The organism is Bacillus sp. Brlt_9 (genome assembly GCF_051948935.1).
GTDB lineage: Bacteria > Bacillota > Bacilli > Bacillales > Bacillaceae_G > Bacillus_A.
Genome location: NZ_JAYJLO010000004.1, coordinates 587,157 through 610,497 on the forward strand (window position 1 = coordinate 587,157; position 23,341 = coordinate 610,497).

Annotated in this window: 23 protein-coding genes and 1 pseudogene; 4 read left to right on the forward strand and 20 right to left on the reverse strand. The window is 34.4% G+C overall.

What is annotated here, in order from left to right; translation table 11 throughout:
* Window positions 1–87 precede the first annotated feature (87 nt).
* The 10 genes and pseudogenes from VF726_RS19500 to VF726_RS19545 all read right to left on the reverse strand — a co-directional run bounded on the left by VF726_RS19500 (window position 88) and on the right by VF726_RS19545 (window position 9,769).
* The gene (locus VF726_RS19500) at window positions 88–1,353 is read right to left on the reverse strand and encodes a helix-turn-helix domain-containing protein (RefSeq protein ID WP_088023433.1); all 1,266 of its coding nucleotides are present in this window, start codon (window positions 1,351–1,353) and stop codon (window positions 88–90) included.
* A gap of 360 nt (window positions 1,354–1,713) precedes the next feature.
* Window positions 1,714–2,805: an acetyl-CoA C-acyltransferase gene (locus tag VF726_RS19505; RefSeq protein ID WP_440171288.1), complete on the reverse strand. Its 1,092-nt coding sequence runs from the start codon at window positions 2,803–2,805 to the stop codon at window positions 1,714–1,716.
* Window positions 2,798–4,261, reverse strand: a complete 1,464-nt coding sequence (locus VF726_RS19510) for an acyl-CoA synthetase (protein WP_440171290.1) — start codon at window positions 4,259–4,261, stop codon at window positions 2,798–2,800. Before VF726_RS19510 ends, VF726_RS19505 begins: the two co-directional genes overlap by 8 nt.
* A gap of 65 nt (window positions 4,262–4,326) precedes the next feature.
* Window positions 4,327–4,902 carry a biotin transporter BioY gene (locus tag VF726_RS19515; protein ID WP_440171291.1) on the reverse strand — a complete coding sequence of 192 codons (576 nt, stop codon included), beginning with the start codon at window positions 4,900–4,902 and terminating at the stop codon, window positions 4,327–4,329.
* Between the two features lie 123 nt (window positions 4,903–5,025).
* The gene (locus tag VF726_RS19520) at window positions 5,026–6,639 is read right to left on the reverse strand and encodes a long-chain fatty acid--CoA ligase (protein WP_440171293.1); all 1,614 of its coding nucleotides are present in this window, start codon (window positions 6,637–6,639) and stop codon (window positions 5,026–5,028) included.
* Between the two features lie 136 nt (window positions 6,640–6,775).
* Entirely contained in the window at window positions 6,776–7,426 is a 651-nt protein-coding gene (locus VF726_RS19525) for an ABC-2 transporter permease (protein ID WP_440171295.1), read from the reverse strand.
* The gene (locus tag VF726_RS19530) at window positions 7,427–8,278 is read right to left on the reverse strand and encodes an ABC transporter ATP-binding protein (RefSeq protein ID WP_440171297.1); all 852 of its coding nucleotides are present in this window, start codon (window positions 8,276–8,278) and stop codon (window positions 7,427–7,429) included.
* Between the two features lie 46 nt (window positions 8,279–8,324).
* A complete protein-coding gene (locus VF726_RS19535; protein WP_440171299.1) occupies window positions 8,325–9,113 on the reverse strand; it encodes a helix-turn-helix domain-containing protein in 789 nt (262 codons plus the stop codon).
* A gap of 344 nt (window positions 9,114–9,457) precedes the next feature.
* Window positions 9,458–9,562 (reverse strand): annotated as a pseudogene (locus VF726_RS19540) (GNAT family N-acetyltransferase); the annotation flags it as partial.
* Window positions 9,563–9,565: 3 nt separating this feature from the next.
* The gene (locus tag VF726_RS19545) at window positions 9,566–9,769 is read right to left on the reverse strand and encodes a hypothetical protein (protein WP_046198969.1); all 204 of its coding nucleotides are present in this window, start codon (window positions 9,767–9,769) and stop codon (window positions 9,566–9,568) included.
* A 152-nt stretch (window positions 9,770–9,921) separates the two neighbouring features.
* On the opposite strand from VF726_RS19545, the gene VF726_RS19550 reads away from it, so the two are divergent.
* Window positions 9,922–10,734 carry a GNAT family N-acetyltransferase gene (locus VF726_RS19550; protein WP_440171301.1) on the forward strand — a complete coding sequence of 271 codons (813 nt, stop codon included), beginning with the start codon at window positions 9,922–9,924 and terminating at the stop codon, window positions 10,732–10,734.
* A gap of 171 nt (window positions 10,735–10,905) precedes the next feature.
* A complete protein-coding gene (locus VF726_RS19555; RefSeq protein WP_440171303.1) occupies window positions 10,906–11,118 on the forward strand; it encodes a CsbD family protein in 213 nt (70 codons plus the stop codon).
* A gap of 128 nt (window positions 11,119–11,246) precedes the next feature.
* On the opposite strand, the gene VF726_RS19560 is transcribed toward VF726_RS19555, so the two are convergent.
* The 4 genes from VF726_RS19560 to VF726_RS19575 all read right to left on the reverse strand — a co-directional run bounded on the left by VF726_RS19560 (window position 11,247) and on the right by VF726_RS19575 (window position 14,701).
* On the reverse strand, window positions 11,247–12,722 hold the full coding sequence (locus tag VF726_RS19560) for a DUF4822 domain-containing protein (RefSeq protein ID WP_440171305.1): 1,476 nt from the start codon (window positions 12,720–12,722) through the stop codon (window positions 11,247–11,249).
* A 420-nt stretch (window positions 12,723–13,142) separates the two neighbouring features.
* Window positions 13,143–13,394 (reverse strand): DUF2164 domain-containing protein, encoded by a 252-nt coding sequence (locus VF726_RS19565; RefSeq protein ID WP_001983516.1) that lies wholly within the window; start codon window positions 13,392–13,394, stop codon window positions 13,143–13,145.
* Between the two features lie 11 nt (window positions 13,395–13,405).
* A complete protein-coding gene (locus VF726_RS19570; protein WP_440171307.1) occupies window positions 13,406–13,864 on the reverse strand; it encodes a peptidoglycan recognition protein family protein in 459 nt (152 codons plus the stop codon).
* 15 nt (window positions 13,865–13,879) lie between these two features.
* The gene (locus VF726_RS19575) at window positions 13,880–14,701 is read right to left on the reverse strand and encodes a protein phosphatase 2C domain-containing protein (protein ID WP_440171309.1); all 822 of its coding nucleotides are present in this window, start codon (window positions 14,699–14,701) and stop codon (window positions 13,880–13,882) included.
* A gap of 126 nt (window positions 14,702–14,827) precedes the next feature.
* Here VF726_RS19575 and VF726_RS19580 point away from each other — a divergent pair, with 126 nt between their 5' ends.
* Window positions 14,828–15,637: a YitT family protein gene (locus VF726_RS19580; RefSeq protein WP_087967243.1), complete on the forward strand. Its 810-nt coding sequence runs from the start codon at window positions 14,828–14,830 to the stop codon at window positions 15,635–15,637.
* 20 nt (window positions 15,638–15,657) lie between these two features.
* On the opposite strand, the gene VF726_RS19585 is transcribed toward VF726_RS19580, so the two are convergent.
* The gene (locus VF726_RS19585) at window positions 15,658–16,029 is read right to left on the reverse strand and encodes a VOC family protein (RefSeq protein WP_440171311.1); all 372 of its coding nucleotides are present in this window, start codon (window positions 16,027–16,029) and stop codon (window positions 15,658–15,660) included.
* 235 nt (window positions 16,030–16,264) lie between these two features.
* Here VF726_RS19585 and VF726_RS19590 point away from each other — a divergent pair, with 235 nt between their 5' ends.
* Window positions 16,265–17,797, forward strand: a complete 1,533-nt coding sequence (locus VF726_RS19590; protein WP_440171313.1) for a BA3702 family sensor histidine kinase — start codon at window positions 16,265–16,267, stop codon at window positions 17,795–17,797.
* Between the two features lie 55 nt (window positions 17,798–17,852).
* On the opposite strand, the gene VF726_RS19595 is transcribed toward VF726_RS19590, so the two are convergent.
* From VF726_RS19595 to VF726_RS19615, 5 genes are all read right to left on the reverse strand, one after another.
* Window positions 17,853–18,464, reverse strand: coding sequence for an alpha/beta hydrolase (locus VF726_RS19595; protein ID WP_440171315.1), 612 nt, complete (start codon window positions 18,462–18,464; stop codon window positions 17,853–17,855).
* 24 nt (window positions 18,465–18,488) lie between these two features.
* Window positions 18,489–19,427, reverse strand: a complete 939-nt coding sequence (locus tag VF726_RS19600) for a ring-cleaving dioxygenase (RefSeq protein ID WP_440171317.1) — start codon at window positions 19,425–19,427, stop codon at window positions 18,489–18,491.
* 336 nt (window positions 19,428–19,763) lie between these two features.
* Window positions 19,764–20,252, reverse strand: a complete 489-nt coding sequence (locus VF726_RS19605; RefSeq protein ID WP_087981521.1) for a cytochrome c biogenesis protein CcdC — start codon at window positions 20,250–20,252, stop codon at window positions 19,764–19,766.
* A gap of 110 nt (window positions 20,253–20,362) precedes the next feature.
* Entirely contained in the window at window positions 20,363–21,937 is a 1,575-nt protein-coding gene (locus VF726_RS19610) for a glutamate synthase-related protein (RefSeq protein WP_440171319.1), read from the reverse strand.
* Between the two features lie 67 nt (window positions 21,938–22,004).
* Window positions 22,005–23,132 (reverse strand): alkene reductase, encoded by a 1,128-nt coding sequence (locus VF726_RS19615; RefSeq protein WP_440171321.1) that lies wholly within the window; start codon window positions 23,130–23,132, stop codon window positions 22,005–22,007.
* Between the last annotated feature and the right edge of the window lie 209 nt (window positions 23,133–23,341).

Consider the following 23,341-nt stretch of genomic DNA (forward strand, 5'->3'; position numbering starts at 1 on the left):
TTGAATGGAAGCGTTATAAACATATTAGTTTTACTGGCGTTAATTTCCTATTAGATCAATACATAAGAAAGCCCACTTAAGCGTAGCTTAAGTGGGGAGTTGACTGGATATTTTCAAGTACTTTGCTGACATTTTATAGGCACGATTATCATAAAAATAGTTTCCTAGTTCAGTAGCGAGTTCACGAACTAAAGGGTATTGCTTTTTTTCTAGGCCCATTTCAATAGCTTTTTGCATATTTTTCTCATATCCATGATTATCGCCCCTTAATTTGGATATTTTCCCCTTCAGTCCATATATTTCAACATATGCGTGTGGCATATCAGAAATTGATAACATTTCTAATGCATCATCCATCAGTTTATTAACAATTTTCCAGTCTTTAGATTCTATATAAATTTCTATTAAGTTTCTTACTGCGTATATTTTTTGAGCTTGATCTGGATAGAGATTGCTAGTCTGTAAACTTTTTTCATAGTATTTAATAGAATTGGTGTAATCTTTTAATCCTTGATATATTTTCCCATAATTATATGCAATCAAAGGTAAATACATGGGATTAGCACTAACCTCTGCTTTAATTTCTGCTTGTTTTAAAGATTCAAGAGCTTTCTCGGGTAGATTATCTTTTTGATATTGTAGTGCAATGATTATAAGAATGTTTATTACTTGATTTTCTACATTTAATTTTTCATACAATCTGTAGGCTTTTTTAGCATACAAACGACTAATCGTTTGATCTTTATAAAGACTTTGATTTGTTAGACTTAGATTATAATATATATCAGCGTGTAGCCTAGTTTCATCTAGACCAAGTAAACTCTCTGTCTGCATATAAATTTCATTTGCAGTCATATAGTCTTGTTTATTAGAAAAATAATAACCTCGTGCCATTAAATAATATATAAAGTCTTGAGTATACAGGGAGGCTACTTGATTTGGAAGTACTTGCGAAGCCTCATTTACAATCGTTGCTACATGTAATAAGTTATTATTTCGAGAATGGTAGTATATTAAAACACCATAGGCCTTTAATAATAAGAGAATAGAGTCTGTATCGCGAACATATAACTCTAAAGATGATAAGTCTTTAGAGTTTATAACGTTATCATTTTTATACCTATTACATATTTCAAGAATCTTAGCTTCAATATCCTCATAATCTGCACCTACAAGAAAGTTGTAATCAATATCTAGATTTTTAGCGATTTTTTTTAAAACAGAATTTGAAGGTTTAATTTGTCCATTTTCAATTCTACTTAAATAAGTTATAGAACATACCCCTGATACTACTTCCCCTTGCGTGAATTCTTTATGTATACGTATTTGTCGAATCCGTTCACCAATGTTCATATTCCCATTCCTTTCTTCAAATAAACTGGTTTGATTATTTTAGAGCAATATAATAAGAATAACGCCTATATTACCTATCATAATATATGTATAGTTTTATGTTCAGAGAGAGAAATGTTATTAATACTTATCTGGATGCATATGAAATTTTTATGCTCAATTTACTAATATCAGCTTTTCCATCTTCCACCCATATTACTACATTATACCAATTTTATGAGGCTCAGGCTTACAAATTTAACCTCAGGTAACTCAAAAATATAGAATAATAGTTGTTTGTTTTTTGGTTACTAAGAGAGGATATTCACTCATATATAGAACTAATTATCCCCTATTAATCATAGTACAGTTAATACCTCACTAGTCTTCTACTTTCTCAAATAATAGCGCAAGCCCTATTCCACCACCAATTCCTAACGTCGCAATTCCATATTTCATATGCTCTCTTTTCGCTTGATAAAACAAACGTGTCACAAGCATAGCTCCAGATGCACCGTACGGATGACCGAGCGCAATTGCTCCACCATTTACATTTAATTTTTCGAAAGGAATTTGTAACTCCTTTGCACAAGCAACAACCTTTGAAGCAAATGCTTCATTTATTTCAAAATAATCGATGTCCCCTACTTTCATATTCATTTCGTTTAATAATTTGTTCACCGCAAATATCGGACCAGTCCCCGGAAAATTTGGCTCCACTCCAACTACAGCACTGCGGACGAAACGAAGAACAGGCTTGTATCCTAGTTTTCGGGCTTGTCCCTCTTCCATTACAAGAACAGCACATGCCCCATCATTTACACCACATGAATTACCTGCCGTTACTGTACCATTTTGTAAAAATGCGGGTTTTGTTCTTTTAATGATTCGTTCATAATTCATTTTTGGATTTATAGATTCATCTAATAATCCATTAAAAGACAATATTTCATCATGTATATATCCTTTTTCTAGCGCTTGCAGTGTCCGTTTATAACTCAGACAAGCGTACTCATCTTGCATTTCTCTCGTTATGTTATAACGCTCCGCAACATATTCAGCCGCTACCCCCATATCAGGATCACCAATTGTTTCAGGTGAAAAGCGTGCTCTTTTTTGAAAAGGTGACGTACTTGTACTCTCTACTCCCCCGGCGATATAGAACTTACCTGCACCGCCTTGAATAAGATGACACGCAGTGCGAATTGCTTCTAAACCAGCACCACATTGCCGATCAATCGTTACACCAGGAATATGATAGCCAAGTCCTGCCTCTAGAGCAGATAATCTTGCAACATTCCCTCCCGGCCCAACAACATTCCCTAATATAACATCGTCTATTTCTCTCTCAATTCCTTTACCTAAAAACGAGAGCAGTGGTGCGGCTAATTGCTGAACTTCATAGTCTTTCAGCATCCCATTCTTCTTACCAATAGGTGTTCTTTTTGCTTCTACAATAACCGCCCTATTCATATATTTTCTCCCGGTTTTCAATCATACTTTTTGCTGCAATACGAGCAACTTTCCCATTATTTGTGTACGGTATTTCATCTACAAAATACCATTCTTTCGGTATTTTAAACGAGGATAATCGTTGTAAGCAAAAACCTTTTAATTGTTGCTTCGTAGCACTTCCTTTTACGATGGCGATAGGTTTTTCACCCCAGTAACTATCTTTCACACCAATTACAACTATTTCCTCAACAGCTGGGTGTTCATGTAATACACTTTCTATTTCTTCTGGATAAATATTGATTCCTCCAAATAAAATCATATTCTTCTTTCTACCGACAATATATATAAAGCCTTCTTCATCTTCATAGCCTACATCTCGCACTGTCATCCAGCCATCTGCATTCAACTCCCGTGCTAAAACTCCATCTATTATGTATCCCATAAAAAACTGATCACTTTTCACATAAACAGTTCCTATCTCGCCTTTCGGTACTTCTTTTCCTGCTTCATTACATATTTGAACTTGCACATTGTGACAAGGTTTCCCTACTGAATTTGGCTTTCTTTTACTTCCTTCATCGACTAGTGCTGTTACAAAACTTAGCTCTGATGCACCATAAAATTCATATCTTTTTGCATACGGAAATATATTCTTTATTTTTTCTTTCGCTTCAGCTTCCCATTTCGCTCCTGACGAAATAATTTTCATTTTATTTTCTATCACCCTATTTTCTTTATATAAAGATTCAAGCATTGTCGGAACTGTATACATAACTGATATATTTTCAGTTTCTAACTTATCTAACACTTGATTTGGAATGAACTTTCTCATAATGTACACCGTTTGTCCTACATATAATGCACTTATTGCGCCGTATAAAAAAAGAGAATGAACAAGCGTCCCAGCTATTAAAATAGAATCTTCTTTTTTCATATGAAAGTCATGTACATTGCAATCAAAACTATGAACCCACGATTGTTGCGCACGTAAAAATGCTTTTGCCTTCCCAGTTGATCCTGACGTAAATCCCATATAAAAAGGCGCATGTTGTACATTTTCTACAGGATGATACGTAGGGAGATAGTCTCCTATCATTCTTTTCCATTCATCAATTTCAATTACTCTTTCTTCTTCATCCAATAGATCATTTAACTTATATTGCTCTGTCACAATCATATCCGGATTACTGATTGCAATTCTTTCTTTGAGCTCATCTTGTTTCCACTTTATATCTAATGGCACACAAACCCATCCGGCCATAGCAGCACCTGCAAATAGTTGTAAAAACTCTATACTATTTTCTAATACAATTGCTATCGTGTTATTCTTCGATTCTTTTTCATTTAACCAGTTTGCTACTTTACACACTGACTCAAACCAATCTTTATATGTTAAAACTCGATTATTTTCCTTTATTGCTATTTTATTTGGTTGTAAAGTGGCATACTCTTTATATTCTTTTGTAATCCCCATTTGAAACGTCCTTCCTTTACGAAATAATAAAAAGAAACACGCAATGAACGTGTTTCTTCTCTTTCTTATCCCGCATTTGTATATTTCCCACTCTTTAGAGCAGGCGTAATAATATGTTTCAATGAACGATGTAATTTCGTTACAAGAATTGCTGCTATAATCGCTTTTATGCAATCACCTGGTAAAAATACGGCACTTACTTTCATCGTCTGCCATATAGAAATATCCATTACGAATGCTTGTACAATGATACCAAATACATAAACTACGAAAATACCACCAATTATATTAATACATAATACCTTTATTATAGAAATTTCACGTAAGCGCTCAATTAAATAACCAATGACAAACGCTCCAACGATATAACCAAGTAAATATCCTGCACTTGGCCCAACAAATACACTAAGGCCACCGCGCCCACCAGCAAGTAATGGTGCCCCAACTCCAACAATAAGTAAGAAAATAAGCTGACTTAACGCACCAAGACGTGATCCTAACAAACCACCAGCAAGCATAACACCGAGTGATTGCAATGTAATCGGAACTGGTGTAATAGCAAGAGCAATTGGAGGTATTAACCCTAACACTCCCATAATAGAACTAAATAAAGCGACGAAAACTAAGTTTTTTGTATTCATATTTGCTTCTCCTATTTGTAAACTTAAAATTCTTTTTAGATAACATATTATAGGAGTTATATTATCTTTCTATTTAGCATTTGTCAACTTATTTTCATAATAGGTTTACAAATATAAATTCAATTATTTCCCTTTATGCAAATGCTCAAGTTCTTTCCGAAGCGCCTGTTTTAAAAACTTCCCAACCGATGTTTTCGGAATTTCTTCCATAAATACAATATCGTCTGGTAACCACCACTTCGCAAACTGTGGTTTTAAAAATTCATATAGTTCTTCTTTTGTAACAGTGCTATTTGCCTTTTGTACAACGCAGGCAACTGGACGCTCTTGCCACTGCGGGTGTGGAACTGCAACAACGGCCGCTTCAAATATAGCATCATGTGCCATTAAAGCATTTTCAAGATCCACTGAAGAAATCCATTCTCCCCCGCTTTTAATAACATCTTTCGTACGATCAACAATTTTCACGCAGCCTTCCTCATCAACTGTAACAACATCACCAGTATATAACCAACCGTCTCGGAATCCTTCGACAGTACGATCATCGTTATAATAGCTTTCAGCGATCCAAGGTGCTCGTAAACATAACTCTCCCATTTCCGTACCATCCCACTTCACTTCACCGTTTGTACCGACTACTTTCATCTCTACACCAGGGACAAGATATCCTTGTTTTGAGCGGATTTCTAATTGCTCTTCATATGATAATTCTGTTTCATAACTTTTTAAACGTGCAAGTGTTACGAGTGGGCTCGTTTCGGTCATACCATATGCATGGATGAACGGAACATTGTGTTTTTGTTCAAATGCTTTAATAACACTTTTCGGTGCAGCTGCACCACCGCATAGTATTCTCGTCATACTAGATAAATCGTAACTATTATTTTCTAACTCTTGTAATACACCAAGCCAAATTGTCGGCACACCGGCAGCTAACGTCACTTTTTCAGATTGGATCATTTCTAATAAAATTTTTGGCGTAAACATCGGTCCTGGAAGAACTTGTTTTGACCCAAACCAAGTAGCAGCGAAAGGAAGTCCCCAAGCGTTCACATGGAACATCGGTACAATCGCCATTGCAGCATCACTTTCCGATAAAGCAGCTGTATCCGCTAAACCGAGTGCCATGCAATGCAGTACAGTACTACGATGCGTATATACAACACCTTTTGGATTTCCTGTAGTCGCTGACGTATAACACATACCAGCAGGTGTATTTTCATCAATATCTTTTACAAATTGGAAAGTTGGATCGCCTTCTTCTAATAGCTTTTCATAATGATATACAGGTTCTAGCGTAGTATTTGGAAGTTCATCTTTATCAGTCATAATAATGTAGGCTTGTACAGTTGATAATTGTGATTGAATATTTTCAACGAGTGGTACGAGATCTTCATCAATAAGTAAAATTCGATCTTCTGCATGCTGAATAATGTATGAAATATGTTGAGGAGATAAACGAATATTAATTGTGTGTAAAACAGAAGCAATACCAGGAATAGCAAAATACGCTTCCACATGTCGATGATGATTCCACGCTAACGTTCCTATACGCTCGCCTTCTTTAATTCCTAATTTTTTTAATGCACTGGAAAGCCTTCTCGTCCTTTCACCTAACTGCTTATACGTTAACGTCGTAATTGTATCATGTGTCCGTGAAACAATTTCTTTCTTTGAAAACAGTTTTTCTGCTCTTTCCATCATAGAACTAATTGTTAGCGGTACATTCATCATCATATTGGTTATATCCCCCTTTAAAGCGTTTTCATTTTTTGTTTATTATAACAGACTTCTACAAATGATTACGACATTTTTCTGTATTTTCTGAATTATTTCTTTGGAAATAATTCAGAAAATACTAAGAGAAAACATACTAAAATTCTTTCTTACGATATATAAATACCGAAATAACAAAAGAAAAGATGTATATAATAACACCAAATATTGTATATAGCATCGAAACGTATACAGATGAATTTAAATTTGATATTGGAAATTGTTCTATTAGATAACCAATAACACTTTGTAATCCAAAATAAGTAACAAGTCCCCCGCATGCGCCTCCAATTGTAATAGCATCAGATTTTTCTGCTCCAAAAATATAGAGGAGTGGATAGGCTATTGCTCCAGCATTAAGGATGATGAACGTCCCTAAAGAAACACTCTTAAATATATCATCATCAATTGACGTATCTGAAACGAAACCATGTACATAAAATACGCTATATGATAATAAGGTACCAATAATTACAACTAAAAAATAAAAAAGATAGTGACTTTGCACAATGTTATTTCTAGTAACCGGTAAGGTAAGTACATATTTTTCATAACCCGACTTACTCTCATATTTAATAACTTCAAGTGCAGGAATCGCAGCAAATAAGATAATGAACGTAGCAATGAAACGGTACATTGAAGCATTACCAAAATAAAAAACGAATCCCGATCCTAATATCGCTATTCCCATGAACGTAAAGAAAGTTCGATACACTAGATAATAGTTTGTCAATAATAAACCTTTCATTTATTTTTCACTCCTCGTTAATAAAACACTTATTCCATCTATCGAAATGGTTCTATGAGCAATCCCATTTGGTAGTTTATGCACATCTGATACAAGTACATTGAAATAAGAACCATTATTCCTTTTCACCACAACTATATCTTTGTTGATTAAATTTAGTTGTTCCTCATCAACATCTACAATGGCATAACTATCCAAAACCTTATCCTTTTCTTCATTTAATAAAATTTCTCCATCTTTTATCACAATAAGATGACTAGCTATTTTTTCTACATCACTCATAATATGCGAAGAAAGTAAAATACCACCATTACTTTTATTCACAAAACTTTTTAATTCCTCTAATACCTCCTCCCTAGATGAAGGATCAAGACCTCCCGTCGCTTCATCTAGGATTAATAATTTGGCATTATGCGACAATGCAACAGCTATAGATAGTTTCATCGACATTCCACGGGAAAACCTACCTACTTTTTCATTAGTAGGTAAAGAGAAAGAATGAACTAATCGGTAAAAATTTTCTCTATCCCAAGATTCAAACATCTTTTCAAAAACCTTATTTAGTTGTTTTATTGTAAGATGAGCTGGTAGATTCATAGCATCAAATACGACTCCAATTTTCCCCTTAATCTTGGCATCTATATTTATATTTTCTTCACCAAATATTTTTACTGTACCGCTATCTTTAGAAATTAATTCTAGTACTGTTTTAAATGTTGTTGATTTACCTGCCCCATTGTCACCAATAAATCCCACTATTGCCCCTGATGGCACATTGAATGTAACATCTTTTAAAACAATTTTGTTTCCAAATGATTTACTTAAATTTTTAATTTCTAGAATGTTTGACATCATTTCACTCCTATCTTAACTTTTCATAAAAGTATGTTTTCTCCTATTAAAAATTATCCACTTTTTCTCTCACTTTCTTTTTCAGTTTAAAAATAAGACGATTACTATATTCTTGATTTTCTACTAAAATTAGATACACCTCTAATACTCCTAACACCCGAACAAAAAGATAAACTCCAAGAGCAATAAGTACAACACAGTACGGATAATACTGCACTAATTCTCCTGAAGTGATATGCTTTTCCTCAAACAAAAACGGTATTGCGCCTGCGGCAATAAAACAAAATCCAACAATCATCACTGCGGCATACTTCTTCTTAATAATCGCATATCTTTTTGTCAATTCTTTTAGAAAGTTTTGATCAAATAGTAGTTCTTCTTTTTTCAATACATTGTATCGACTCTCTTCTATCGTTGCAGGCACCATCATTGCTCCAATTCCAAGAACAGCAATGATAATGACAAGGAATGTCGACATTGTTGCATTTTCTTTAAATAGTAAATACGGTATTGTAGATAAAATGAGCAAGCTAAACCCTAACGCTATATATTTTGAAACCTTTTGCCCATACACTATATACCCTTCTGCCATTTCCTGACTTACGTAATAGCCATCCACATTTTCATTACTTTGCTCTGCAGTTTCTTTTAATAAATAGTCGAGTGATACTTCAAATACATTTCCAATCATTATTAACTTTTCAGTTTCAGGAAAACCTTGACCGTTTTCCCATTTACTAACCGCTTGCCTTGTTGTGTTTAATTTTTCAGCTAATGCTTCCTGAGAAAGGCCCTTTTCCTTTCTTAATTTAAAAAGCTTTTCACCAAATCCCATATGTGTGTCCCCCTTTGTTTTCTTACCTAAATTTTATGTAAACATTGCCCTTATCTCTATCTTCCTGCGGTTGCACTTTGTCAACTTACGGTTGCGATTGTGTTATATAGCGGTTTTTCATACGATTTAGCTAGTTTTCTTCTACGATTATGACATTAATAAAACATTTCATTCCAATAACAAATTATAACAATTAAAGGTAATTATTGTTACAAAAAAAAATAAAAACTCCCTTATTCATTTAAAGGAGTTTTCGATATGAAATATTCCAAGAAGGGCTAATTTTCTTTCTCATATTAATTCACAATTTCTTCTATATATTTTTGTATGTTGTGCAACGATTAATAAGCATCCCACACAGTATATGTTGTCATCTCTTTATATAAGGCATATTCATATATATGTAAAATATTACTCCTATTAGCTTCTTTAATAAAAACACTTTTCAATAATCATAACGGCTTCTGCTTAAACTTTTCATAATGTCGTACTTTTAATAAAAGGACATTCCCGCAATCTGTACAAATATAAGCATCTACTGGTGAAGATGTGAACATCGTCTCCTTTTTCCGTATTTGTGCATAACCGACAAACTCCCCTTCTCCTATATTTTGAGAACCACAATGAGAGCATGTCTGCACGTCTTTCTGTTTCATGAGAGCACCACCTTTAATCTGTTTCTACTCCCTTCGACAGTTCACTTCCATTTCCCTTCCAAAAAACCTCTTATTCTCTTACATTTCAACAGGAATCTCAGAACAAACATCGTATATGTACTATGAAATATATTTATTGACGGGGGAATCTCATGAGTACAATTATGACAATCAATACCGCTCAAGAAATTGAAAACGCAGAAATACATATGCTTTCTTCTAGATTAGCACTACTACAAGCAATGGACGGAAATCCAATGCAAGTACAAATGAAAAAGTTCGGTAGTGCCACTGCTTTTTCATCAAAAGTAATTGCTGGTCCGTCTTTTAATACGGTAAAAGGTATTACATTTACAAATACAGATGAATTAGATGAAATTATCTCTTATTATCATGCATTACAAATCCCTTGTCGTTTTGAAATTACACCCGCTCAAGGGACAGCTGAATTATTTCAATACTTGTCTCAAAAAGGATTTTACCAATCCAGCTTCCATACCGCTTTATATAGTATACCGAGAGAAGATCCATCCCTGCTTCCTGCTAACATTTCAGTACGCCAACTGAAAGAAAATGAATTTCATATTTTTGCAGACGTATATGTACGTGGATTTAACATGCCATCCTTTACAAAAGATGGTGTCCGTCAAAATAACGAAATTCTTTACGAGAAACCAGGATGGCATTTTTTCATAGCCGAAGTTCAAAATACTCCTGCAGGCATTGGTGTCCTGTACATAAATAATGGGATTGCTTCATTAGCTGCTTCTGCTACTTTGCCAGAATTTCAGCGTAAAGGCTGTCATACTGCATTAATTCAAAAGCGAATTGAAACAGCTATTGAATCCAATTGTAATTTAATAGTTGGACAAGCAAGGTTCGGTAGCGGCAGTCAAAATAATATGGAACGTGCCCATATGAAAATTGCTTATACGAAATCCATATGGACTGCAAAAGAAATATAATTAACATTCTTCCTCCTTTCATTACAATCTTATACATTCTATGACAATTCCTTTTCTATCCTATTAATCATTTGAATATTCAAACTATCTTTGTTACGCTATTACTAGATACATCATTCAACTTGCAATATGAAAAGAGAATTCTAATCAAACTACAAGGAGGAGAAATGTATGACTAAACATGATCATGGTTTAAAAGAGAAAGTAGAAGGTGCCATTGATAAAGTAAAAGGCGAAGTAAAAGAAGTTGTCGGGAAAGTAACCGATAATAAAAAATTACAAGCCGAAGGGAAATGGGATAAAGTGAAAGGCACCGCTAAAGATGCTGTCGGTAATGTAAAAGAAAAAGTTCATGAATATAAAGAGCATAAAAAGAATAATTAAAAAAAATGAAGATGTATGGTTATGCAAGTAGTAAGTTACTAAAGTTTATATTTGCCCATAAAATCATTTTAAAACGACAAAAAGATGCCTGAAGGCATCTTTTTGTCTATAAACAACTATTTTACATCTTACTTTGTGAAATTTGGTTTTAGGTCACCTGTATACGGTTCGTGCTCAACAAAGATTTTTATATCTTTTCCATTCGCATCTTTCCCCATTCTGGTATATGTAAATTTCTCTTTATTTAATTCTGTAAGTTCAAGAACTGCACCGTATTTATTTCCTAACGAAACGTGAGCTCTTATTTTATTACCATGTACAACATCAAAGAAACCATAGTCTCCACGACTTCCCCCTGTATTCACATTGAAAAACTCATATTTATTTGTATTTTTATCGTATTTTGCTAGACTGATTAAGTTTGAGTTATATTTTGTTACATTATTACCTTGTTCGTCTAATACCACCGTTCCATTCCATAGTGTACTAGATAAAATTTCATCTCCATCAACGTCCGTAACTATTTTCCCCGTCGAGCTTTCTAAACTTTTATCAGGTCGCGTGAAAGAAAGTTCTTTTTCATGGTAAGGAACATGTTCAACAAACACTTCTACATCGTTCCCTTTTGCATCTTTCCCTATTCTTTTATATGTAAATTTCTCCTTATCTAATTGCGTTAATTCAACAACTGCCTGATAATTTTGCGTTTCAGAAATTAACACTCTTTTCTTTCCATCATTCGTTATAAAAAAGGTACCGCTATCATTACGACTCTCTCCTGTATTTGCATTAAAAAATTCATACCTTGCAGTATTAGCATCATATTTTGCAAGCCCGATGAAATTTTGATTTTCTTTCGTTACATCATTATGATCTTTGTCATAGACTTTTGTCCCTTGCCAATTTGTTTCACCAAGTATGCTAGCTAGTAGTTGCCCTTTCGTTTGTTTAGTTTGATTAGTTTCTTGTATTGCATTATATAAAAATTGTGCGTACTGTTCACGCGTCACATCCATACTTGGAGCAAATTTCCTTCCTCCTACTCCTTTTGCAATATTATTTGTTTGAACAGCACTAATTGCATTTCTTGCCCATGAGTTCGTTGAAACGTCAGTAAAACTGTGATCACTCTTTGCCTTTAAATGAAAAGCATTTGTAAGAACCTGCGCCATTTCTGCACGTGTTAAGGATGCCTTCGGTCTAAAGTTTCCATGCTCATCCCCCTTAAAAACACCCATTTCTGTTAAAGATAAAATTTCCTTTATATAGCTTGTTGAATCTTCACTTACGTCACTGTATGGGTTTTGATAATTTTTGTTTTCTTCCATATTAAAATAACGATACATTAAAGCTGCAACTTGTTCGCGTGTTACGTTATCTCCAAACCCAAATCTTCCATCATCATAGCCAAAAATGATTTTCTCACCTGTTAATTGCTGAATCGCCTCATATGCCCAGTGTCCCTTTGGAACATCTTTGAATACACCAGTATGATTCGTGTTTGCTGTAACCGCTTCTGCTTTCACCTCTCCAGTCATTTCACTTAATAGACTTCCACCTAAAACTGCTGATATGATACATGTTTTTAAAATTGTTTTATTCATCGCTTTCCAATCCCTTCCATAATTTAACAAAGAATTACACCACTTATCTTTCAAAAGAAAAGTCTATGTGAGCAATTCATGTTTTAAATTTTGATTACAGCTAATTGGTTACACCTCCAAAGTTCTTTTTCGCAGTATCCATAGCTGTTATATATAGGAATTATAAATAGCAACTATAAATTGCCCATAAATAAATTATTAAAAAAAGATAAAATTAAGATAATATATTTTTAATCTCAATCTAAAAAAACGTTATTCTTTCTCATCTAGCTTGTTAAGAAAGAATAACGTTTTTTAATTCTAGGATCCTGACCAAAAAGAGGTTTTATTTTACATGTCCAAAAACAATTTCACGGCCCTTTCCAACCAAAACATCGGAAAGAAGCCGTCGCAAATACTTATTTTATAATTGGAGAAAGTTTACTTCCCTTCACTCTTCTCTAACACATACAAATCTTCTTCAATATTAGATAGTTTCTCTGTTACAAGTTTTCTAGCATCTCCAATTGCTTGATTGTATGCAAAGGGTCCTACTAATTTAATCATTTCTTCTATTAAACGTTCTGCTTGAAAACGCCCAATTTCATCTAAATCTTCTTCAACGAAAAATTGCTGAATTTGTGCTACAAGCTCTTCTTTTTTATCATTTGGTATTTTTATATTCATCATCATATATTACTCCTCTATATGTAAGATAGTACGTTTCTTAACTCTACCATAGAAAAGCGCTTTCCAGGACAACTTTTTGTAACGCCTTCCAGCTCCCTGTGACCGAGTATATTTTCTTTCTTTATAGCAAACTGCTTCATAAACATTTTACATAAAGAATATAATGCATTCATTTGCGGGGGAGTTGGATCATATTTATCAAAATTTCCTGTCATGCATATTCCAATTGTATCCCTATTATTATCTTTCGCATGCGCTCCAATATGTAAACCTCGTCCTTCGACTATAGTTCCATTTTCTTCAATAAAATAATTGTAACCGATCCCGCTCCATCCTCTTACTTTTTGATGAAATTCATGCGTTTTATACACATCCCATCCATCTTCAGATGTATGGTGGATAATCAGTTTATTTACTTTTTCTAAAGGAACTAATTCATCTTGAAATGTTAAATTAACACATTTAATTTCCATTTGAACACCCTCCCCTTAAAAATCAATGATCATAATTGTTTTATCATCTGGTCGTATTCTCTTTTCCCCTTCTAGCTCTTCAATAATTGCTACATATTCCTTTATACTATTCTTTCTTATATATGCAACAGTTTGTTCCAGTAGCCAATCTGGGTGGAATAATCCGTCTGAACAAATAAAAATCCCGCTTACTTCATCTATATGTAATTCACCATATTGTAAATAATGTATCGCTTCTTTCATTCCATTTGCAACGGAATACCCGCCCTGTATATTTGCAAGATAACGATTGTATTTTAACTGTTCTTTCACATCTTGAAAAACATGTTCTTCTGGTACAGATAACCCTCTTTTACGATCTTCTTCTCTCTTCTTTTTTGCTCGTTTACTAATTCCTTCAACTGTGTCTTTCGTCAATACTTGCATCGTTCCATCTTGAAGGATTGCGACAATCATACAGTCCCCTAATTGTGCGTATTCAATTTTTTCACCATCTATTTGAACTACCGCAATACATGTGCACCACAAATGCTCTTTCTTTCTCATGTCTACTTCATATTCTAACATTTTGCTTTGCAATGCTTCATTTGCTTTTGCAACGGCAACTTGTAAACTATGATTTTCACGTAATGAAGCAAAATAACTTGCAAATAAATGCGAAGCGATGTATGCTCCATTATGTCCCTTTTCATCACGAAACGGCACGAGCGGTGTTGCTCCATCGCATACACCATATATCTTTTTTTCTTCATTACAAAAATAAGAATCCTCACATTCTTGCTTCAACGGGCTTTTCTGTTGATATGTTTTTATCTTCACAACTGTATCCCCTTTCAAATGATAAAACACTCGAATTCTTTTGATTAATCTAATTTTCCGGAATAAACTGTTTTTACCCAAAACTTTCAATATCATATATAATCTTGAAATAATATGAATTTTTTAGTGAAGGACGGGAAAGAAATGGTTAGATTTCTTGGTGTTATTATTGGTTCTATTATTATTGCGATTGCCTTTAATCTTTTCCTTATCCCCCACAAAATTTTAAGTAGTGGAATTGGCGGAATTGCTATTATTTTAGGGATTGTAACTCCTGTAAACACAGGTATTATTAACTTTGTATTAAACTTACCTATCCTTATTTTAGGATACATAGGTCTTGGAAAAAAAGTCATTTTTAACACGATTATCTCTGTTATTGTATTATCTGTTGCATTATACTACGTTCCAGTGAAAGTCGTAGCAACAGATCCACTTTTATCATCTATCTTTGGTGGTGTTATTGCCGGAGCTGGTATCGGTCTTGTTTTTAACTGTAATGGATCAACTGGTGGATTTGATATTATCGGTATGTTGTTATCTCGCAAACGAGACATTAAACTTGGCGGATTCCTTATTATTTTAAATGCAGTCGTTGTAATCATTGCAGGATTCTTCTTCACTTGGGATGTCGCTCTTACAAGCTTACTTTCGATTTATGTAACCGGTAAAGTTATCGATGCTATTCATACGAAGCATCGAAAGGTTACACTTATGATTGTAACAAATGAAGCAGAAAAAATGAAAAAACAACTTCTTTCAACTGTTGTACGTGGAATTACATTACTTGATGGCGAAGGTGCTTATTCCAGCGAAAAGAAACGTGTACTTATGACAGTCGTTTCTCGTGAAGAATTAGCAAGTATGAAATTAACAATTTCTGAAATTGATCCTCATGCATTCGTTAACATTACAGAAACGGTTGAAGTATTAGGATTGTTTAGAAAAGGTTAAAAAACTAGGTGGAAATCCACCTAGTTTTTATTTTCCATAAATTCAATTCGATTTCCGAATGGATCTGACACATAAAATCTAATTACATCTGAACGTGCATGATCATCTATTACTTCAATACCTTGCTGTATTAACTCTCGTTTAAATTCATCTATTTTTAAAACATAAAAAGCCGGATGTGCCTTTTTAGCTGGGGTAAAGTTTTGCTCAACTCCGATATGAATCTCTTGATTTCCACACTTAAACCAACATCCACCACGCTTCTTTAATTCCTCTGGTTTCGGTATTTCCTCCATACCAATTTTTTCACCATAAAATTCTCGTGCTTCTTCTTCACACCCTACAGGCGCAGCTACTTGCACATGATCAATCCCTTGAATATAATTTCTCATTTTCTCTCCCCCTCTTCTACCCTAATGTTATAAGGAAACCCTACTCCTGTAACTTACAAATGATTTATAAAACAATATAAGCTCCCCTTATTACCACCCTATACGCACTTTTCCAAAATAAAGAAAACAAAATTTATTATATAACTTCCATTTTTTATAGAAATACACATTACATCTATATTATAGTTATGAATAGACAAATCTTTTTAGATGCTATTTGTACGGAGGAACTATTATGAGTCGTAAAAAATATTCATCAACTCAAAGAAAACGTCATCCGAACATTTCTAGACGTTTACGGAACCATATACAAGATCGTTCATTAACAGAAATGTATGCATCTCTGTTCGAACACAACCCTGATAGTATTATTTCATTAAATTTAGAGGGAGTTATTCTGCATATAAATCCTTCTGCAGAAAGAATATTAGGTTACACTTCTTTAGAATTAGAACAGAAGCATATTACCTCTATTTTAGAAGCTCATATTTCTGAACAAGTATTACACAATATAAAGAATACGGAAACAAATAATCAACAAGAGTATATCTTATCTATTTATCATAAAAATGGATTCTTATTAGACGTCGTAACAAAACTAGTTCCTATTTTTGTCCAAAACCGTCTAACTGGCGTATATGCCATTATGAAACCTCTTGAAAAGTCAGAAAGAATTGAGAATATGCTAAAAGAAAGTGAGAAAAGATTACGTACATTAGTGGATTCTATGCCTGCGTTTGTTATATTTAAGGATCATGAAGGACGCTGGCTTGAAGCAAATGACTACGCACTTTCTTGTTTCAATTTCCACCATGTACCTTATCATGGAAAAAAAGATAGTGAACTCATTCAGTATAACGAAGCGTACCGAGAAGCTTTTTTACACTGTGAAGAAGTCGACGAGCTAGCATGGCAACAAAGACAAATTCTTCATGGTGAGGAATTTATTATTCATAGAGATAATTTCGATCTAATCTTAAGTATATCGAAAGTTCCACTTTATCATCCTGACGGCTCGCGAAAAGGTCTTATCGTAATGGGAAGAGACGTTACCGAGCTAAAAGAAACGGAAAAGTTATTACGAAAATCAGAAAAGCTTGCAGTAGTCGGACAACTGACAGCTGGAATCGCCCATGAAATTCGAAATCCACTCACTTCTCTAAAAGGTTTTCTAACATTACTACTCCCTGAAATAAATGAGGAGCAAAAATGGTATATCGATGTTATGTTAAGTGAGATTTCACAGATGGAGTCTATCACAAGTCAATTTATGGCGATGTCTAAACCACAAGTATTATCTATCCAAACTTGTAACATACAAACTTTAATTGAAGAGGTAGTTACATTTATTTTACCAACTGCTATTATGCACAGTGTTCATATCATTATGGATCATTTTGATTACGCACATGATATTCAATGTGACGGTAACCAATTAAAACAGGTTTTTATAAATATATTAAAAAATGCGATTGAAGCGATGCCAAATGGCGGAAATATTTTCATCCAAACAAAACCATTAGAGGATACCTTTATTTTAATACGGATTATTGATGAAGGTTGCGGTATCCCAGAAGATCGTATCTCCCGTCTAGGCGAACCTTTTTATAGTTTAAAAGAAAAAGGCACAGGACTAGGATTAATGATGTGTTACAAAATAATTGAAGAACATCATGGTAAATTACACATTGCAAGCGAATTAAATAAAGGTACAATTGTTGATATTCAGCTACCACTTTCTTCATCTCATCTTGCAAACCAGTCTTAAATAATAAAAGAAGCATCTGCTAATGATTAGCAGATGCTTCTTTTATTATTTGTACTTATAAAACCGTTTTCTCATACCACTCTTTTGCTTTTTCTACTTCACCCATCGTTAATTGATGTCCTCTATTTTCCCAGTGCATTGTTACGTTTGCATTTGCACTTTCTAGTAACGTCTTCAATTCCTCTGACTCAGCAGGTGAACAAATCGGATCATTTGTCCCAGCAGCAATAAACACGGATTTTTCTTCTAAATTAGGCAATTGCGTTCCTCTTCTAGGCACCATTGGGTGATGAAGCACAGCACCTTTTAACGCATTTTCGTAATGGAATAATAAGCTTGCTGCAATATTTGCTCCATTTGAATAACCGATAGCAACTATGTTGTTTCTATCAAATTCATATATTTTTGCAGCTTCATCTAAAAACTCATTTAATTCCTTCGTACGGAAAATAAGATCCTCTTCATCAAAAATACCTTCTGCTAATCGGCGGAAGAAACGTGGCATACCATTCTCTAATACATTTCCCCTAACGCTTAATACCGACGCTTCCGGATCAATTATTTCTGCAAGTGGTAATAAATCTAATTCATTACCACCTGTGCCATGAAGTAATAATAACACTGGTTTTGACGTATCTTTTCCTTTTTGAAAAACATGTTTCATCATAATCCTTTTCCCCTTTCAATCACTTTAATCTAAATTTCTCACTTCAAATGGTAAAAGCGTTTGTTCAATCTGTTTTCTATGTTGTTCATATTGTGCCGGTAACTTTAATTCCTCACCCATCGTCTCTAACGATTCATCATGAGTGAAACCAGGAGGATCTGTTGCAATTTCAAATAAAATTTCACCATGTTCTCTAAAATAAATTGCGTTAAAATAATTTCGATCTTGTACAGGAGTTACGTGGTATCCAAAACGGGATACATACTCTTTCCAGTCTAGCTGATCAGCATCATCACTCGCTCTCCAAGCAATATGATGCACTGTACCAACGCCCATTTGGCCACGACCAATTGTCGATAACCTCAAATCGATAATATTTCCAATATCAGCAGAAGAACGGAATCGAATAAATTCACCCTCTTCTCCAATTTTCTCAAGACCCATAACATGCTCTAACAATTCAGCAGTTTTTTGAGGTTGTGCCGATAAAAGAACAGCACCGCCAAATCCTTTAATTGCTACTTCTGGCGTAACTTCTCCAAAAGTCCAATTATTTAATTCACCCTCTTCTCTTTCTACTAATTCTATATGCAAACCATGTGGATCATCAAATTCTAAATACTGCTCTCCAAATCGAGTCATTTTTGTATACGAAACATCGAATTTTTCTAATCTATTTTCCCAAAACTCCATTGCCCCTTTTGGTACAACATAAGAAGTGATTCCCACTTGACCGTCACCAATAACTCCTTGACGAGCACCTGCCCATGGGAAAAACGTAATGATTGTTCCTGGTTTTCCTCCTTCATTACCGAAATAAAGATGGTACGTACCTGGATCATCAAAATTCACTGTTTGTTTTACTAAACGTAAACCTAATACACCAGCATAAAAATCTACATTTTCTTGTGGATGTCCTACGATTGCTGTAATGTGATGAATTCCCATCGTTTTCTTTTCCATTTTCTCCGCCCCTTTTTATTTCATTTTAAAAACTTTTATACATTAAATTTCATTATTCATTTTGTCCATACTGCAAAGTAAAATCCATCGTTATAATTTTATCTCGAATTCGAGATATTAATTATAAAATTATACTCTAGCATCTAAACCATTAAAATTATCTCGAATTCAAGATAATACTCAAAAAATATTTGTTCAATCTATTATCATGATAAATCTTGATTTGGAATGATATTTATCTCGAACTCAATATTTATTATAAGTTACTTACTTTTTATTGTCAATAAGTGACTTACTTCATTTCAAATAAAAAAAAGCCATACAAATGTATGACTGTTAACTTATTGACATCTCAATTTTCTCTTTCCCTGCATATACTTTACGAAATTTCATATAGCAGCCAATACGCCAAGGTACTATATAACAAACCGCAAGGGTGTAGAAAAGAATGCCGATTGACTTCGGATCTAAACCTTGTAAATGTCTTCTAAAATAAGCACGTAAAAGGACAATAATTAAAAATGTAGCAATAAAAGCAATACTTTTTTTCGCATAAATTTGACCATCTTCTCTCACTTCATATCCAGTTAAAATAATAAGTGGAATTGATAATAACAGTCCAATCCCAGCAGCTACCCCAATTTGCCAATCAGCAAGTTGTATCGGTGCCGCATATAAAGAAAAACCTGGTAATAAAAGGAATAATGGAAATAATAGTCGTCTTCCTTTATTTTTAATTGGTCGATTCATAGAACGCATACGTCCAAATATAACGAGCCCTATGACAAGTAAAAAAATTGTTATACTGTACGAACCTTGATCCAAATGAATCTCTCCCTAAAAATAGGCATTTTTAAAACCTTTCCCATTATACTCTTAATGTTTTCTAAAGAATATGATTATTCCTTCAAAAATTTTACATATAAAATATATTTTTAGGTTTTATTTATTATAGGAAACAATTCCGAAAGAGGCACCACCCGCCCTACCTCATCTTTAAACACAATATGCTCTCTCGTTAAATGACGCGGGCTCTTTACTCCCGCTGCTGCCGCAAGCGAGAACAAACTATATCTCATACTAACAACATAATTCATTACTCGCCATTTCTTCTCATACGGATCTAGCGCTTTTTGATAGTGCGGATTCGTCGTGGCAACTCCAGATGGACATTGCCCCGAATTACATTGAAGCGCCATAATACAGCCACTTGCCATCATAAATCCACGCGCTGAATTTACAGCATCTGCACCAATTGCTAAAGCAATTGCCACTTTATCTGGTGTAATTAATTTCCCCGAGGCAAAAACTTTGAATTTGTCCCGGACACCGTAATGATTCGCTGTATCAATACATGTCAGTAACGCTGGAATAAGCGGCATCCCCATACTATCTGCCATTGATTTATACGTTGCACCTGATCCACCTTCTGAACCATCAACTGTAATGAAATCTGGATAAATATTTAACTCTTTCATCGATTTGAATAAATCTTCCAACGGCTCCTGCTGTCCAATTACAATTTTCATACCGACTGGTTTGCCGCTGCTTTCTTGCAAATGTTGAATAAAATAAAGTACATCTACTGCATTCTTTAAAAATGGAAATCGATTCGGTGAATTAATCGTTTCTCCTTCTCGCACATTCCGAACAGAAGCAATTTTCTCATTTACTTTTTGTCCCTCTAGATGACCACCACGTATTTTCGCACCTTGCCCAAATTTCAATTCGAATGCTTTAATATTACTTTCTTTCGCTTTCTCCATAAATTTCTTCATTGAAAACTTACCATCCTCATCACGATATCCAAATAATCCTGGACCAATTTGCGCAACGATATTTGCACCGGTATGTAAATGTTCCGGTATTACACCACCTTCCCCCGTATTAATCCACGAACCGCCAGCCATCTTCGCGCCAAATCCACTTGCCAAAATATAATTTTCGCCAATCGCACCGTAAGAAGTTGCTGATGCGCCAAACATGCCATACAGTTTCCACGGATATTTGCGGTTTTCACCGACGATAATTGCATCGTCTTCTTCGTATAACCAAAGATTCGTTGTATCCGCTGTCAATTTTTCTCCTCGTGAAAATAACCCTTCCTTATGAATCACATACTTTTTCCCTTCACGTTCTTTCGTTACATTCACACTTAATTCATCTGTTAATTTCGGAAATAATGTATTAGCGATATAATATCCAGATGCATCAAAATCTCGTTTTGATCCAAAACCGAGTATTTCTGAACGGTATTTTGCTAGAAACATTACACTTTGAAAATCATAACGTGAAAAGGGCTTTCCATCCGTATCATGATCAAACCAATATTGCCTAAATTCCGGTCCTATCTTTTCAAGTAAATAACGCATCCTTCCTAAGTATGGATGTAACTTTAATATAGAATGATGCGTCCGTTTTTTAATAAAAAATGTAATAATAAAAAAAATGATTAATAGTAACATCAATAAGAGCAATATACTAATAATAACGAGTAGCGTTTCACTCATCCCGCTTCCTCCTATGAAAATCCATAATAAAAGGAGAACACCTGATGTGTTCTCCTTTTATCTTTATTCAAATTAATGTAGCAAGATGCTCTTTCGCATCATATTCAACTAAACTTTCAGCATTTTTAATTCGATGAACAAAATCTGGATTAGCTATTAAAGGTCTTCCGAATGCCACTACATCAATTGTTCCTTCTTGCAACGCTTCTTCAGCCTCTTTCGGATTTAAATTCCCTACTCCTACAATCGTACCCTCCCAATATTTTCTTACTAATTGATGAAAATTCTTTCCGTCAGCAATAACTGCCGTATAATTCATCGTTGAAGGGTGAATCATCGTTAATCCAACTTCGTTGAACATATTTACAAACATTTCAATTGCAAGTTCAGGGTTTTCCCACATATAAGTTGGATTATCACCTTTGAAAGCAGAGAAACGAAGAAGTGTTTTATCAGCCCCAACAGCTTCTATTACAGCCTCCGTTACTTCTTTCATAAACGTTAACCTTTTCTTTAAATCTCCGCCGTATTTATCAGTACGCTTATTTGCGAACTCATAAGTAAATTGATCGATTAAATATCCGTGTGCCCCATGAATTTCTACTCCATCAAATCCGGCTTCGATCGCGTTTTTCGCAGCTTGTGCGTATTGACCAATCACCTCTTGTATTTCTTCTAACGTCATTGCTTCTGGCGTGTCGAACGGTTTACGAAAACGCGGAACATTTCCCTCTGCAGCGATAGCAGACGGTGCTTGTGGCATTTGTCCACCAATTATTTCGTGATGACTCATACGGCCAACATGCCATATTTGAGCAATAATCGTTCCGCCTTCTTTATGTACTGCTTCTGTAACAGGCTTCCACGAATCGATTTGTTCTTGTGTATAAATCCCTGGTACTCCTGGATTTCCTTTTGCTCTTGGGCTAATGACGATTCCCTCTGTAATAATTAAGCCAACTCCATCAGCTGCACGTTTTCTATAATACTCTACCACATCAGCACCAACGACTCCTGTTTCATGATCCGCGAAACATCTCGTCATCGGTGCCATTGCTATGCGATTACGAAGAGACCAAGATCCAATTTGAATCGGATCAAACAGCTTCGTTTCTTCAATATTTTCAAAAGATTCCCAATCGTTTATATTTGTTCCCTCATAAATACTTGCCGCTTTATTATTTGAACTTGTCATTTTTCTTCCCCCTAAAAATTTCTTACTATAATCGCATCATACTTACTTTTAGATAGTAACGTCAATTGATACGCTTTTATGTAGAAATATTCGAATAATAAAACTAACTGTTTTTTAACTTTAAGGGTTATGACATTCAAGACTCTACTGTCTATTTTTATGTTCAGTAAGTGGATGAGGAAAATACTTGTTAAGTGGATGTTTTCTTT

Bases quoted from the DNA above. Each gene is read 5' to 3' on its own strand.
- VF726_RS19500 (WP_088023433.1), bottom strand. From the start codon at position 1,353: ATGAACATTGGTGAACGGATTCGACAAATACGTATACATAAAGAATTC.
- VF726_RS19505 (WP_440171288.1), bottom strand. From the start codon at position 2,805: ATGAATAGGGCGGTTATTGTAGAAGCAAAAAGAACACCTATTGGTAAG.
- VF726_RS19510 (WP_440171290.1), bottom strand. From the start codon at position 4,261: ATGGGGATTACAAAAGAATATAAAGAGTATGCCACTTTACAACCAAAT.
- VF726_RS19515 (WP_440171291.1), bottom strand. From the start codon at position 4,902: ATGAATACAAAAAACTTAGTTTTCGTCGCTTTATTTAGTTCTATTATG.
- VF726_RS19520 (WP_440171293.1), bottom strand. From the start codon at position 6,639: ATGATGATGAATGTACCGCTAACAATTAGTTCTATGATGGAAAGAGCA.
- VF726_RS19525 (WP_440171295.1), bottom strand. From the start codon at position 7,426: ATGAAAGGTTTATTATTGACAAACTATTATCTAGTGTATCGAACTTTC.
- VF726_RS19530 (WP_440171297.1), bottom strand. From the start codon at position 8,278: ATGTCAAACATTCTAGAAATTAAAAATTTAAGTAAATCATTTGGAAAC.
- VF726_RS19535 (WP_440171299.1), bottom strand. From the start codon at position 9,113: ATGGGATTTGGTGAAAAGCTTTTTAAATTAAGAAAGGAAAAGGGCCTT.
- VF726_RS19545 (WP_046198969.1), bottom strand. From the start codon at position 9,769: ATGAAACAGAAAGACGTGCAGACATGCTCTCATTGTGGTTCTCAAAAT.
- VF726_RS19550 (WP_440171301.1), top strand. From the start codon at position 9,922: ATGAGTACAATTATGACAATCAATACCGCTCAAGAAATTGAAAACGCA.
- VF726_RS19555 (WP_440171303.1), top strand. From the start codon at position 10,906: ATGACTAAACATGATCATGGTTTAAAAGAGAAAGTAGAAGGTGCCATT.
- VF726_RS19560 (WP_440171305.1), bottom strand. From the start codon at position 12,722: ATGAATAAAACAATTTTAAAAACATGTATCATATCAGCAGTTTTAGGT.
- VF726_RS19565 (WP_001983516.1), bottom strand. From the start codon at position 13,394: ATGATGATGAATATAAAAATACCAAATGATAAAAAAGAAGAGCTTGTA.
- VF726_RS19570 (WP_440171307.1), bottom strand. From the start codon at position 13,864: ATGGAAATTAAATGTGTTAATTTAACATTTCAAGATGAATTAGTTCCT.
- VF726_RS19580 (WP_087967243.1), top strand. From the start codon at position 14,828: ATGGTTAGATTTCTTGGTGTTATTATTGGTTCTATTATTATTGCGATT.
- VF726_RS19585 (WP_440171311.1), bottom strand. From the start codon at position 16,029: ATGAGAAATTATATTCAAGGGATTGATCATGTGCAAGTAGCTGCGCCT.
- VF726_RS19590 (WP_440171313.1), top strand. From the start codon at position 16,265: ATGAGTCGTAAAAAATATTCATCAACTCAAAGAAAACGTCATCCGAAC.
- VF726_RS19595 (WP_440171315.1), bottom strand. From the start codon at position 18,464: ATGATGAAACATGTTTTTCAAAAAGGAAAAGATACGTCAAAACCAGTG.
- VF726_RS19600 (WP_440171317.1), bottom strand. From the start codon at position 19,427: ATGGAAAAGAAAACGATGGGAATTCATCACATTACAGCAATCGTAGGA.
- VF726_RS19610 (WP_440171319.1), bottom strand. From the start codon at position 21,937: ATGAGTGAAACGCTACTCGTTATTATTAGTATATTGCTCTTATTGATG.
- VF726_RS19615 (WP_440171321.1), bottom strand. From the start codon at position 23,132: ATGACAAGTTCAAATAATAAAGCGGCAAGTATTTATGAGGGAACAAAT.